We start from the raw sequence: 12,783 nt of genomic DNA, 5'->3' as shown, positions 1-12,783 counted from the left end.
GGGGAGTGCGACATGTCGTTGACGAGCGAGCAGCGTGCGGCGACCATTCGCGAGTTTCGCGAGAACATGGCGTTGCTGGGATTGACCGCAGAGCAGATCGGCGCCGATTTCGGCGTACCCGGTGCGAGTGTCGAACGTATCATCGAACTGCGGTCCGGCGTGCTGGAATACCCGTGGATCGTGCGCCGGTATTTGTTGGATAAGGCCGCGGCCGCCGGCGTGGAGCCGGTGCCGTTCAGCGCGTTGCGCGGCGACCCGCACGACTACTGGTTTCTGGACGATCGGGTCATCGACGCGAATCGGCTCGGCTGAGTCGCGTCGGCCAATGACGTATTCGGTCGCATCGATGACGGACCAGGTTGAGTCGTTTGCGGATCGTCGGGTGATACGCTGACGCCATGTGCAGATGCTTTGCGGCCGACCTTGACTGGGATGTGATTGCGGCCCAATTCGACGCGGATGAGGATGCCGTCGATCCCGCCGCGCTTCCGCAGCCGTCATACAATCTCCGCCCCAAGCGGACCATCGGCATCGTGGCGCAGGGCAGGGACGGCAAACGTCACCTGACCGGCGCCCACTGGTCGCTGATCCCGGCATGGAGTACCGGCAGGGAACTGGCGTATCCCACGTACAACGCACGCGTCGAATCGGCGTGCGTCAAGCCCACGTTCGCCGATGCGGCTAGGTCCATGCGCGCGATCATCCCCGCCTCCGGATACTACGAATATCGCGGCCGCCGACCGTACTTTTTCCATGCGCCGGACGAGGCGCCGCTGTTCCTGGCCGGACTGTTCTCATGGTGGCGTGCCCCGCAGCCGCACAGTCCGGCGCCGTGGCTGCTGACCGCGACGATCCTCACCTGTCAGGCGGTGGATGGTCCGGCCACGGTCCATGACCGCATGCCGCTGCTCGTGCCGCGCGACATGACCGGCACGTGGCTTGACCGTTCGGTCGATGGCGCGTCGCTGGTCGCGGATATGCAGACGGGCGGTATCGAACTGTCACGAAAACTTGCCTTCCACGAGGTCGCCGCGTTCGGTCCAGCCGACGACGGCCGCGCGTTGATCCGTCCGCTGCCGCAGGTTCAGACGCCCATCCTGTTCTGACGTGGAATACCGGGTCGTGTAATACCGGGCGGAATCGTCGTGATCACCGCTTGCCGAGAGTGACGTATATGCCAAGTTCCTCATCGCCGAGGATGTGTTGAATGGCGTCGCGTTCGTCGTCGGTGGCGTAGGTGACGCGCAGGTAGCCGAGCTGTTCGGTCGAATCCGGGCATTCGGCCTTGGCCGGGATTACGCTCACGTCGGTGCCGACGTGTTTGATGCGCGTGATGATGCCGGACTTGCCGCTGACTGCGGCCTGTACCTGCTCGTAGGATGTGAGACTGTTGCAGGGGACGCTGTCGGCGCGGTGGAACGTGATCGTACCGGTGACGACCAGTGCCGCGGCGATGAGCGCGGCCGCAAGGAACGCGGCCGTTGCGGCGATGACGATGGTACGGGGACGGGATGAGATGGTCATGATCGGCTCCTGTGATGTGTGATTGTGCGTGTTTCGTCTAATGGAATGGTGAAATCCTATTGACCGGCACGGCTGTTGAGCCGATAAATGCGGTCGCAGACGTCGACGAGCACGGGATCGTGGGTGGCGAGGACGATGGCCGCGCCCTGCGTGGCGCGTTCGCGCAGGAGCCGGATGATGTTCGCGCGGTTGCCGGCGTCGAGCGAGGCGGTGGGTTCGTCGGCGAGGATGATGGACGCGTTCTTGTAGATGGCGCGGGCGATGCCGAGACGCTGCTTTTCGCCGCCGCTCAAATGCGACGCGGTTTCGTCGGCGCGACCGGTCAACCCGGTCAGGCACAGGGCGTTGCGGATGCGTCGACGATCGCCTCCGACCGCCAATCCGAGACTGTTGAGCCGCATGCTGACGTTGAAACCGACGGTCTCCTCGTCCATGATGCCGTAGTCCTGCAGGATGAACGCGGCCTTGTCCCGCCAGAACCGGCGGCGCTGCCGCTGGTTCCAACCGGTCGTGTCGATGCCGTCGATGGTCAGCGTGCCGGCCGTCGGCGTCTGCAACAAGCCGATGGTGTGCAGGAGCGTGGTCTTGCCGCAGCCGCTCGGCCCGGTCAGTGCGGTCATAGTGCCGGGCGTGATGTCGAGGTTGATGTCGCCGGTGATGGTGTGTCCGTTGATGCCGGTCGAGAGATTCCGGCAGGTGATGGTGGTCATGGTGATGCTCCTTGAAGGTTTTTATAGGGTGCGGTCGTTGATCGCGCGGAACCGGCTGACGGTGGCCGTGCGATGGCAGATGTCGGAGAACAGCGCGGCAAACATGACGGCGAGCAGGGTGGTCGAGACGCCGTCCGATTGTTGTGTGATGATCACGACGCAGACGATGCCGGCTGCGACCAACGCGAACAGGGTTTCCATGAGGATCGTCGGTGCGGCGAGACGTCCGGGCGCGTATCCGGCCAGCAGCAGGGGATAATCGTGACCGGCACGCAGGGTGGCGCGCACGTCGGCGCCGACGAGGGCGACCATCGCGAACGCGGCCAACAACAGGATGATCGCGGCGGCCTGCATCCATGCGAAATACGCGGAGAACTGGGCGCGCAGGATCTGCGCTTCGGCGATGTACCGCACCGACACCGCCGTACCCAATCCAGCCCGTGCGACCTGCCGGCGCGTGTCGTCGAGTCCGGTCAGGACGATGTTGCGCGAGGAGAGTGCGGGCGTGAGGAATCCGGAATCGGAGAATCCGTCGAGATCCGGTACGACGACGAGTGTTGCGTGACGGGAGAACAGCATGTCGTCGGACCCGCCTTTGAGCAGCGGCACGGTCACGCCGTCCGCCACGTAATATCGCGACTCGGCGCGCAATCGGTCGGCTTGCGTGCCGTTCTTGGCCCACGTGGCAAACTGGTCGACGATCTGTCGGGTCCGCTCGTCCAGCCGATCGGCACCCACCGGCGTGATACCGTTCGTGGCGTCGGGGTCGATGCCGACCAGATCGAGCCAGGACCGGGTCACCAGACCGGACACCGGCGTATCCGCCGTGGTCCTGTTCTCCGGTCCGTCCGTGAACGTGTACGACAATGCCGCCTTACCCTGCCGCTCCATCGCACGGACCAGGGCGGCGGCCTTCACATCCATATCAGCGTGGCCGGGGCCGAACGTAATGGATACGGACACCTGATCGCGTAGCCGTTGCCATACGGACTGTTCGCGCGCCGCATCGGACGCCTCGCGAAACGAAACCGCCGACGGGGCGATCACGGCCAATACCGCGACGAACACCACGGCCTTGACCAACACGCTCGCCCGCAACATTCCCCGCGGCATGGGCCGCCGATCGGCGATCATGCGCACGGACGGCCAACAGGCGGCCGACAACACCAGCGTGAACACCAACAGACAGGCGAGAATCACCGACTCCAACAGCAGCATCACGCGCAGCAGATACGGGACGAACACCCCGCCACGCGACACGAGCACACCCAGCGCGGCCGCTGCGTCCACGATCACGGCAACCGCCAGCATCGGCAGCATCAGACCGAACGCGTCATCGACCTGAATCTTCCACGCCGGCACCCCGGCCAACACACGCAAAGCGCGCGAACGCGCCTTGAACGACAGCCAGAACAACACCAGCACGGCCGTCAACGCCACCGCGGAACCCACGGCGATGCGAAAACTCGACTGTCCCAGCAGCATGCGCAGATCGCCGGTCAGATCATCGTCGCCGTATTCCAGCCGCACGCCCACGCCGGCCGCCCACGCATCCAAACCTTTGCGAACGGAATCATCCCATCGCCCGCATATCAGATACTGTCCGTCGGCCGACGCACTGTCCAGACGATCCGATCCGGCGACCGTGCCGTCGGGCAGAGCGCCGAACCGGCGAATCGTCGCCCCAATGTCCAATCCTCGCAACGTGGTGCCAGTCAACGGCACGAACACCTGCGCGTCGGTGCCATGCTCCATATCCGGCAGGATCTTCACCAACCCCAAACCGAGCGTGCCGTCCCGCTCGGCCAACCGATGCAGCGCGTCGCTGTCATCCATGCCATCCGGCAGCGTCACGGTGACCACGGCGGACGGATGCAATGCCTGCGGCAGGGAACGGTCATGCAGATCACACAGCACCCATGCCACGAACACGGCCAGCGCGCACATCAGCGTGGACGATACCATCAACAGTCTGCGATGCATGACGATCTCCTTTTCACCGGGAACGATTCCCGCGACTTCCCACCGGCCGATACGCCGTTGGGAATCGGCTTCACCGTACGTGCGACGACCCCCGGATTCCAGCGATGTCCCTCAGTGAGTGACATAACATGCGCGCACGGCATGGCGGCGGATAATGGAGACATGCAGACGAAAGAAACCGATACGCCGGTCACGGTGGGCGTGGTCGACAACGACATGCTCACCCTCGGCGCATTGCGTACGTTGCTGACGCGCATGAGCGGCATCGATGTGGCATGGACGAGCGGCGACGGCAACCACGCCATCGACCTATGCCGAGACCCGCACACCCTGCCGGACGTCTTGCTGGTCGACATGTCCATGGAACCCCTGCCCGGCACCGAAGTCTGCCAACGCATCCGCGCCGCCAAACTGGCCATCGGACTGGTGTGCATCACGTCGTTCACGCTGCGCACCTACGCGGCACAGGCCGCACGCTCCGGCGCACAGGCCATCGTGTCGAAAACCGACCTGCCCGGCATGCGCAACGCCATCCTGCGAGCCGCGACCGGCAAAGCCAGTCCCTCGCCGGTGAACGGCGTCACGTTCCATGACGTCGACGCGACAGACGAAGTCGCTGCAGCTGCCAGAGCGGCGACAACTCGGACCGACGCAACAATGATGGCCGCGCCGGCCGCCGCCCCTGCAACGGCCATGCCGTCGGCACGCGAGCTGCAGATCATCCGCATGCTCGCCGAGGGCATGGAAACCGACGCCATCTCCCGATCGCTCTCCCTGAGCCGCTACACCATCGCCACGTATCTCAAACGCGCCTGCGACAAACTCGGCGCACGCAACCGCGCCAACCTCATCGCCATCTGCGAGCGCAGGGGACTGCTATGACCGGCCACACCGCACAGTCGAACATCGCCGCTGACATCGATGCCAGCGTCACTGGCCCACATTGCGACTGCATGACGGACGACAATGCGCGCGACATTGTTATGGATCGTTTCGCGGCGGTGATCGTCGCGGCCGCGGTCGGCCTGACATTGCCGTTCTCGGTGGCGGCGCTCGCCACCGGGGCCGTCACGATGCCGTCGGTGGTGATGATTGCCGTTGTCTGCGTGCTGTCGGCCGTCGCGTACCGGCATCCGGTGTTCGCGGGCTATGCCGTCACGCTGGTATGGGCGTGCACGTGCCTGTTGCCGCCGTTGGTCGGGGGAGTGCCGTTGATGGCGATGCCGGTTGCTATCGGCGGCATGCTGGCGACGCGTCGCAACACTCGGCATGGTGTCGTTATCGCTGGCCTGCAACTGTTGGCGGTGGCGATGGGGGAGGTGCTGGGCGTCGTGCAGCCGATCGATGATCCCGCTGCGATGGTGGCATTGCTGCTAATTCCCGTCGCGCCGGTCGCAGGACTGCTCATGGCGTGGAAACAGTGGCTCGATGATGCCCGGGAAGCCGAACGGGAGCTGGAGCAGCGGCGCCGTGCCATGCGCGAGCAGGAGCGGCGCGCGGCGGCGGCCACACGCATCCACGATCAGGTCACCAATCGGCTCGCCTATCTCATCCTGCGCATCGACAACGACCAGTCCGAATGGGATTGCGTCGCGCCGAATGTGGCGCGACTGCGCGCGGAACTGGCCGCCCTGTCCGGCATCGCACAGGAGGTGCTCGACGAAACCCGCGACGTTATCGGCATCCTCGACGGCAGTCGACCGCCGTCCGTCGCCGCCGTCGCCGATCCGCCCGGCGAGACCGTCATGCTGCGCGATCATCTCAGCACGGTCGCCGGCCGTCTCGAATCGCTCGGCTTCGCCGTGGACGCCGCGGTATCCGGCTCGCTGCCTCCGCACTACGACGTCGATGCGGTCAACGAACTGCACGATCTCATCGACGAAACCGGCAACAACATCGCCAAACACGCGCAGCCGCACACCGACTGCATCATTCATATTGCGCTCGACGACCGGCAGGCGACGCTGACCTCCCGCAACCGCATGCGAACCGGTTCCGGCGCCTCCAGCGACGCGTTGGACTCCGGAACCGGTCTACGTACCAAAGCCGCACGCATCCACCGTCTCGGCGGCACGCTCGACCACACCGCGCACGGCACCGCATGGACCCTGTCGGCCCGCTTGCCGCTACGTTCGACGAGTCATACATAGAACCGACGCAGCAATCGATCAGGAGTGGCGTAGAGCGATGCCGGCGGCGGCCATGTCCTTGCGGGCGGCGGTGCCGAGCTCCTCGCTGACGGGCACCGTGAGATCCTCGAACACGGTGACCTGATAGCCGAGCTTGCGCGCGTCGAGCGCGGTCTCCTTGACGCAATGCGATTCGGCGATACCGACTACGTCCACCTGCGTGACGCCGGCCGCCTTGAGCGCGTCCGCCAACGTCCGGCCGGCCGACTGGGCTGCCGCCACCTCGTCGCGCGACTGGATGCGGTCCGTGTTGTCTTCGATGCCTTCGAATCCGGAATACGCGGCCGAATACTGGCCCTTCTTGAAGTGATGCTCGACGTCGAGCGCGCGGATCGCCGGATGCAGCTCGGCGTTCGGAGAGCTGGCCTTGCCGTGCACCGGCCACGTGTCCACATAATCGGGATGCTCCGACCAGTGCGCGCCCGGTTCGATATGCCAGTCCTGCGTGGTCGCGATATACGCGTATTCGCCTCGATGCGCGGTCACGTACGCGGCGATCCGCTCGGCGACCGCATTGCCGCCGTCCACGCCAAGCTCGCCGCCTTCGCAGAACGTCGGCTGCACGTCCACGATGATCAACGCCTTCCCTGCCATGATTGCCTCCCCGAATGGATGCCGATACGCCGGCATCCACTGTAGCAAGCCGATATTGAAGCCATCCCGCTTCGCTTACAACGTGACTGGCCGTCACGCGGTTTCGTGACATACAGGCCGGCCGTATCCGCGCTACAGTGACAGTATGCTTGATCATCTGACGCTCAAGGTACGCGACATCGACCGCAGCATCGCGTTCTACACGAAAGCGCTCGCACCGCTCGGCTACATCGCCAAAGCCCACCACGAACCCACGATCGGATTCGGAGTAGACGACGGCACGCCGCACGCCGACTTCTACGTGTCGCCCATGGGCGAGCCGGACGCGACAGCGCAATCATCCGGCAACGCCACCGCCGACCAGGACGCGACCGACACGACGCCGGCCTGCCCGGTCACCCACATCGCATTCCTCGCCGACAGCCCCGCCGCCGTCCGCGCATTCCACACGGCCGCACTCGCCGCCGGAGGCCGCGACAACGGCGCACCCGGACCACGCGCCTACCATCCCGGATACTACGCCGCATTCATACTCGACCCGGACGGCAACAACATCGAAGCCGTCACCGACTGGAGCGGCTGGCCCACTGCCGCGAACACCGGACGCAAACACGACTAGACAACAGGAAACGAGACCATCATGACACTATTCATCGGATCGCATCTATCGACCAGCGGCGGCTGGAACAAACTCATCGAACGCTCGCACGACGAAAACGGCACCACCTTCGCGTTCTTCCCGCGCTCGCCATACGGCAAGAAATCCACATCCCTCACCGCCGACGGCGCAACCGACTTCGCACTCCGGCTCACCGCCGAACACTACGGGCCGCTCGTCGCACACGCCCCATACGTATACAACCTCGCCGCCAAAGACCAAGCCAAACGCGAATTCGCCATCCACGCGCTCGCCGAAGACCTGCAGCTGCTCGCACCCATCCGCCACGCCGGACAGGAGATCTACCTCAACATCCACCCCGGCTCGCACGTCGGACAAGGAGCCGAGGAAGGCTGCCGTCTCATCGCCGACGGCCTGAACCGCGTACTCGACCTCCTCGCCGCAGACGACACAGACGCCACCGTGCCGATCCTGCTCGAAACGATGGCCGGCAAAGGCACCGAATGCGGACGAAGCTTCGACCAACTCGCGACGATCATCGACCACGTCGATCCCGACCATACGGCCAACCTCGGCGTCACGCTCGACACCTGCCACGTCTACGACGCCGGATACGACCTGCTGCACGACTTCGACGGCGTGCTGCACCGACTCGACGACACGATCGGATGGAACCGCGTCAAAGCCATCCACGCCAACGACTCGCAATACGGCCTCGACTCCCACAAGGACCGCCACGCCAACATCGGCGACGGCCAACTCGGCACCGCGTTCTTCACACGACTCGTCAACGACCCACGCACGGCCAGCCTGCCCATGATCCTCGAAACCAAGGAACAGACACCCACCACGCACCGCGACGAAATCGCACTGCTACGCGGACTGCGCAACGTCTGACCGATCCGGCCGATCACCGCTCGTGTTGATCGGCCGGATCGTCACGATGGAACACCAGAATCCCCTTGGCCGAATTCGTCACCGAAAACGACACCAGACGCCAACCCTGCGCCTCCATCTCATTCGACTTCGCCTCCACCTGCTGCGCCATGCTCGCGGCACGCGGCGCATACCCAACCACAACAGTCCTATACACGACCGACCTCCTCATCCAACCGAATACGACACCCACGATAGCCGGCGCAACTTGCCGGCCGGTGACCCGCACGTGAACAATCGCACACTATTCGCCTCCACCGCGACCCGGCTATCATGGACAGGGAAGACCGTGACCGATAACACCCACGGCAATGGCCCTCGAACCAAGGAGGCTCGCAATGAACAACACCAGCAAACGCGCCGTCGTCACCGGCGCATCAAGCGGCATCGGCGCCGCAAGCGTACGCGCACTCGTCAACGACGGATGGACCGTCGTCGCCCTCGCACGACGCGAAGCCAAACTCAAGGCGCTCGCCGACGAACTCGGCGACAAGGTCAGCTACGCGGTGTGCGACATCACCGACGAGGCGAGCACGCAGGCCGCCGTGGACAAGGTACTGGCCGGCGGGCCGGTCAAGGCGCTCGTCAACTGCGCGGGCGCGGCGTTCGGCAAGGACCCGGTCGCCACCGCGAACCTCGACGACTGGCGCAACATGTACGAACTGAACGTGATCGGCACGCTGCGCATCACGCAAAAGCTTCTGCCGGCGCTCAAGCAGGCGCCCGGCGGCGGCACCGTGCTCGTCATCTCCTCGACGGCCGGCATCGAACCGTATGAGGGCGGTGCCGGATACTGCGCCTCGAAGTTCGCGGAGAAGGTGATGGCCCGCGTGCTGCGCCTCGAGCAGATCGGCGAACCGGTGCGCGTGATCGACATCGCCCCCGGCATGGTGCACACCGACGAGTTCTCGCTCAAACGCTTCGGCGGCGACGAGGCGAAGGCCGCGGCCGTATACGCCGGGGTGCCGAATCCGCTGACCGCCGAGGACGTCGCCGAATGCGTGCGCTGGGCGCTCGGGCAGCCCGATACGGTCGATATCGACTCCATCGTCGTGCGTCCACGCGCCGAAGGCTCCTACACCAAGGTGTACCGCGAGCGCTAGTGCGCGACAGCCCCGCTGCTGCCTCGAAACACGCCGATCGAACATGTGTTCGAAATCTGTCCGGAAATCAGGTATCCTAGGGCACAGCACCGAGAACGCATGACGAACGAACGGAAGGCGGAGGCGATGGCATCGAATCGAAAAGCAGCGGGCAGCGGGAAAAACGGGGACGTGGTGGTCGAACGCGTCATGACCAGCGACACGTTCCTGTCGCGCGAAATCAAGAAGGCGCCGATGCGCCGAACCGACACATCGTTGATGGCGGACATCTCGCGCATCCCCAACGACCTGAAAATCACCATCCAGGGCGCCCGTGAACACAATCTCAAGAACGTGGACCTGTCGATTCCGCGCAACCGCATGGTCGTGTTCACGGGCCTGTCCGGCTCGGGCAAGTCGTCGCTCGCGTTCGACACGCTGTTCGCCGAGGGCCAACGTCGCTACGTCGAGTCGCTGTCGGCGTACGCGCGCCAGTTCCTCGGCCAGATGGACAAGCCGGACGTCGATTTCATCGAGGGGCTCAGCCCCGCCGTGTCGATCGATCAGAAGACCACGAACCGCAACCCGCGTTCGACGGTCGGCACGATCACCGAGATCTACGATTACCTGCGTCTGCTGTTCGCCCGAACCGGCGTGCCGCATTGCCCGGTATGCGGGGAGCCGGTCAGCGCGCAGACGCCGCAGCAGATGGTCGATGCGCTGCTGAAGAACCCGGAACGCACCAGGTTCCAGATTCTCGCCCCCGTGGTGCGTGGACGCAAGGGCGAGTTCGAGGATCTGCTCGAGCTGCTGCGCGGCGACGGCTATGCCCGCGCTCTCGTCGACGGCGAGATGGTGCAGCTGAGCGACGACATCAAGCTCGCCAAGCAGAAGAAGCACACGATCGAAGTGGTGGTCGACCGTCTGGTCGTCAAGGACGGCATCCGCCAGCGTCTCACCGATTCGATCGAAACCGCGCTGCGTCTTGCCAAAGGCATCGTCGTCATCGAGTACGTGGACCGTGACGCCGATGATCCGGCTCGTCGCCAGCCGTTCTCCGAGCACCGGGCATGTCCGAACGGGCATCAGCTGGAGCTGGACGAGATCGAACCGCGCACGTTCTCGTTCAACGCGCCGTACGGCGCATGCCCCGACTGCACCGGCATCGGCTATTCGCTGGAGATCGACCCGGAGCTCGTCATTCCCGACCCGAGCAAAACGCTCAACGAAGGCGCGATCGAACCGTGGGGATTGACCAAGGGCACGGGGGAGTACTACCGCCATGTGCTCGAGGGGCTTGGCGAGGAGATGGGCTTCGATCTGGACACCCCGTGGCAGGATCTGCCCGAAGACGTACGCCATGCGATCATGTACGGCCGTAACTTCAAGGTGAAGGTCTCCTATCGCAACCGGTGGGGGCGCATGCGCGAATACTCCACCGGCTTCGAGGGCGTGGTGCGCACGCTCATGCGCCGGCATGACGAGACCGACTCCGACCAGATGAAGCAGTACTACGAGTCGTACATGCGCGAAGTGCCCTGCCAGACCTGCAAGGGACGGCGTCTGCGCCCCGAGGTGCTGGCCGTCACCATCGACGGCAAGTCGATCGCCGACGTGTGCGACATGTCCGCCGAGGCGAGCCTCGCCTGGGTGAACGGTCTGGAACTGACCGGTTCCGCCGCGCAGATCGCCGGCGAGGTGCTCAAGGAGATCCGCGCCCGGCTCGGCTTCCTCAACGACGTCGGACTGAACTATCTGACGCTCTCGCGTGCCGCGAAAACCCTGTCCGGCGGCGAGGCGCAGCGCATCAGGCTCGCCACGCAGATCGGCTCCGGCCTTGTCGGCGTCATGTACGTGCTCGACGAGCCGTCCATCGGCCTGCACCAGCGCGACAACGAACGGCTGATCGAGACGCTGCATCATCTGCGTGACCTCGGCAATACGCTGATCGTGGTCGAACATGACCAGGAGACCATCGAGAAGGCCGACTGGCTGGTCGATATCGGCCCCGGCGCCGGCGAACACGGCGGCGAAGTCGTCTATTCCGGCCCCGCGTCGAAGCTCGTGGAGGCTCCCCGTTCGATCACTGGCGACTACATCGCCGGCCGACGTGAGATCGCCGTTCCCGACCACCGCCGCAAGGTCCGCAAGACCAAACAGCTGCGCGTGGTGGGCGCGAGGGAGAACAACCTCAAGAACCTCACCGTCGACTTTCCGCTTGGCGTCATGACCGTGGTCACCGGCGTCTCCGGTTCGGGCAAGTCCACGCTGGTCAACCAGATCCTGTACCCCGTCCTCGCCGACAAGCTCAACGGCGCACGCATCGTGCCCGGCAAGCACACCCGCGTCGAAGGCGTTGACCAGTGCGACAAGGTCATCCACGTCGACCAGAACCCGATCGGGCGCACGCCGCGATCCAACCCGGCGACCTACACCGGCGTGTGGGACAAGATCCGCACCCTGTTCGCCAAGACGCCCGAGGCGCAGGTGCGCGGCTACGGTCCGGGTAGGTTCTCGTTCAACGTCAAGGGCGGCCGTTGCGAAGCGTGCCACGGCGACGGCACGCTCAAGATCGAAATGAACTTCCTGCCCGACGTGTACGTGGAATGTGAGGAATGCCACGGCAAGCGGTACAACCGCGAGACCTTGGAGGTCAAATACAACGGCAAGACCGTCTCCGACGTGCTCGACATGCCCATCGAGGAGGCCGCGAGGTTCTTCAAGGCGTACCCGTCGATCTCCCGTTACCTCGACACGCTGGTCGAGGTCGGACTCGGCTACATCCGCCTCGGTCAGCCCGCACCGACCCTGTCGGGCGGCGAATCGCAGCGCGTCAAGCTCGCCACCGAGCTGCAGAGGCGTTCCACCGGCAAGACTGTGTACATCCTCGACGAGCCGACCACCGGCCTGCATTTCGAGGACGTGCGCAAGCTGCTGCTCGTCCTGCAGGGACTGGTCGACAAGGGCAACACGGTGATCGTCATCGAGCACAACCTCGACGTGGTCAAGTCGGCCGACTGGATCATCGACCTTGGACCGGAAGGCGGAGACGGCGGCGGCACCGTGGTCACGCAGGGAACGCCCGAACAGGTCGCCGAATGCGGGCAATCGTGGACCGGCAAGTTCCTCAAGCCGATGCTGTGAGC

General features: G+C 64.8%; 13 protein-coding genes. 8 read left to right on the top strand and 5 right to left on the bottom strand.

The window, feature by feature from the left end; translation table 11 throughout:
* Positions 1-12 precede the first annotated feature (12 nt).
* Together AC1A0G_RS04000 and AC1A0G_RS03995 are read left to right on the top strand one after the other, a co-directional pair.
* Positions 13-312 carry a DUF2316 family protein gene (locus tag AC1A0G_RS04000; protein WP_476527709.1) on the top strand — a complete coding sequence of 100 codons (300 nt, stop codon included), beginning with the start codon at positions 13-15 and terminating at the stop codon, positions 310-312.
* An 86-nt stretch (positions 313-398) separates the two neighbouring features.
* Positions 399-1,106, top strand: coding sequence for an SOS response-associated peptidase (locus AC1A0G_RS03995; RefSeq protein WP_476527706.1), 708 nt, complete (start codon positions 399-401; stop codon positions 1,104-1,106).
* 43 nt (positions 1,107-1,149) lie between these two features.
* Here the strand turns inward: AC1A0G_RS03995 and AC1A0G_RS03990 are convergent, their stop codons facing one another.
* The 3 genes from AC1A0G_RS03990 to AC1A0G_RS03980 are packed head-to-tail and all read right to left on the bottom strand — an operon-like array spanning position 1,150 to position 4,217.
* Positions 1,150-1,524 carry a hypothetical protein gene (locus AC1A0G_RS03990; protein WP_476527704.1) on the bottom strand — a complete coding sequence of 125 codons (375 nt, stop codon included), beginning with the start codon at positions 1,522-1,524 and terminating at the stop codon, positions 1,150-1,152.
* Positions 1,525-1,580: 56 nt separating this feature from the next.
* The gene (locus AC1A0G_RS03985; protein WP_476527702.1) at positions 1,581-2,234 is read right to left on the bottom strand and encodes an ABC transporter ATP-binding protein; all 654 of its coding nucleotides are present in this window, start codon (positions 2,232-2,234) and stop codon (positions 1,581-1,583) included.
* 21 nt (positions 2,235-2,255) lie between these two features.
* Positions 2,256-4,217: a hypothetical protein gene (locus tag AC1A0G_RS03980; RefSeq protein WP_476527699.1), complete on the bottom strand. Its 1,962-nt coding sequence runs from the start codon at positions 4,215-4,217 to the stop codon at positions 2,256-2,258.
* Between the two features lie 162 nt (positions 4,218-4,379).
* On the opposite strand from AC1A0G_RS03980, the gene AC1A0G_RS03975 reads away from it, so the two are divergent.
* Complete coding sequence (locus AC1A0G_RS03975; RefSeq protein WP_476527697.1) at positions 4,380-5,099, top strand: response regulator transcription factor; 720 nt, start codon at positions 4,380-4,382, stop codon at positions 5,097-5,099.
* Positions 5,096-6,367 (top strand): sensor histidine kinase, encoded by a 1,272-nt coding sequence (locus AC1A0G_RS03970; RefSeq protein ID WP_476527695.1) that lies wholly within the window; start codon positions 5,096-5,098, stop codon positions 6,365-6,367. The genes AC1A0G_RS03975 and AC1A0G_RS03970 overlap by 4 nt, the downstream gene beginning before the upstream one ends.
* Positions 6,368-6,385: 18 nt before the next feature.
* Here the strand turns inward: AC1A0G_RS03970 and AC1A0G_RS03965 are convergent, their stop codons facing one another.
* Positions 6,386-7,000 carry an isochorismatase family protein gene (locus AC1A0G_RS03965; RefSeq protein WP_476527693.1) on the bottom strand — a complete coding sequence of 205 codons (615 nt, stop codon included), beginning with the start codon at positions 6,998-7,000 and terminating at the stop codon, positions 6,386-6,388.
* A gap of 145 nt (positions 7,001-7,145) precedes the next feature.
* Between AC1A0G_RS03965 and AC1A0G_RS03960 the strand changes: the two genes are divergently transcribed.
* Entirely contained in the window at positions 7,146-7,619 is a 474-nt protein-coding gene (locus AC1A0G_RS03960; RefSeq protein ID WP_476527691.1) for a VOC family protein, read from the top strand.
* A gap of 18 nt (positions 7,620-7,637) precedes the next feature.
* On the top strand, positions 7,638-8,516 hold the full coding sequence (locus tag AC1A0G_RS03955) for a deoxyribonuclease IV (RefSeq protein ID WP_476527876.1): 879 nt from the start codon (positions 7,638-7,640) through the stop codon (positions 8,514-8,516).
* A gap of 13 nt (positions 8,517-8,529) precedes the next feature.
* Here the strand turns inward: AC1A0G_RS03955 and AC1A0G_RS03950 are convergent, their stop codons facing one another.
* Positions 8,530-8,712: a hypothetical protein gene (locus tag AC1A0G_RS03950; RefSeq protein WP_476527690.1), complete on the bottom strand. Its 183-nt coding sequence runs from the start codon at positions 8,710-8,712 to the stop codon at positions 8,530-8,532.
* Positions 8,713-8,893: 181 nt separating this feature from the next.
* Here AC1A0G_RS03950 and AC1A0G_RS03945 point away from each other — a divergent pair, with 181 nt between their 5' ends.
* Together AC1A0G_RS03945 and uvrA are read left to right on the top strand one after the other, a co-directional pair.
* Complete coding sequence (locus AC1A0G_RS03945) at positions 8,894-9,658, top strand: SDR family oxidoreductase (protein ID WP_476527688.1); 765 nt, start codon at positions 8,894-8,896, stop codon at positions 9,656-9,658.
* A 126-nt stretch (positions 9,659-9,784) separates the two neighbouring features.
* Positions 9,785-12,781 carry an excinuclease ABC subunit UvrA gene (gene uvrA, locus AC1A0G_RS03940; protein ID WP_476527686.1) on the top strand — a complete coding sequence of 999 codons (2,997 nt, stop codon included), beginning with the start codon at positions 9,785-9,787 and terminating at the stop codon, positions 12,779-12,781.
* Positions 12,782-12,783 lie beyond the last annotated feature (2 nt).

It is taken from the genome of Bifidobacterium sp. LH_230, from assembly GCF_056357555.1.
This window is presented reverse-complemented; position numbering and strand designations above follow the sequence as displayed.

Coding starts and splice junctions, on each gene's coding strand:
- AC1A0G_RS03985 (WP_476527702.1), bottom strand. CDS start 2,234: ATGACCACCATCACCTGCCGGAATCTCTCGACCGGCATCAACGGACAC.
- AC1A0G_RS03945 (WP_476527688.1), top strand. CDS start 8,894: ATGAACAACACCAGCAAACGCGCCGTCGTCACCGGCGCATCAAGCGGC.
- AC1A0G_RS03980 (WP_476527699.1), bottom strand. CDS start 4,217: ATGCATCGCAGACTGTTGATGGTATCGTCCACGCTGATGTGCGCGCTG.
- AC1A0G_RS03975 (WP_476527697.1), top strand. CDS start 4,380: ATGCAGACGAAAGAAACCGATACGCCGGTCACGGTGGGCGTGGTCGAC.
- AC1A0G_RS03990 (WP_476527704.1), bottom strand. CDS start 1,524: ATGACCATCTCATCCCGTCCCCGTACCATCGTCATCGCCGCAACGGCC.
- AC1A0G_RS04000 (WP_476527709.1), top strand. CDS start 13: ATGTCGTTGACGAGCGAGCAGCGTGCGGCGACCATTCGCGAGTTTCGC.
- AC1A0G_RS03960 (WP_476527691.1), top strand. CDS start 7,146: ATGCTTGATCATCTGACGCTCAAGGTACGCGACATCGACCGCAGCATC.
- AC1A0G_RS03965 (WP_476527693.1), bottom strand. CDS start 7,000: ATGGCAGGGAAGGCGTTGATCATCGTGGACGTGCAGCCGACGTTCTGC.
- AC1A0G_RS03970 (WP_476527695.1), top strand. CDS start 5,096: ATGACCGGCCACACCGCACAGTCGAACATCGCCGCTGACATCGATGCC.
- AC1A0G_RS03995 (WP_476527706.1), top strand. CDS start 399: ATGTGCAGATGCTTTGCGGCCGACCTTGACTGGGATGTGATTGCGGCC.
- uvrA (WP_476527686.1), top strand. CDS start 9,785: ATGGCATCGAATCGAAAAGCAGCGGGCAGCGGGAAAAACGGGGACGTG.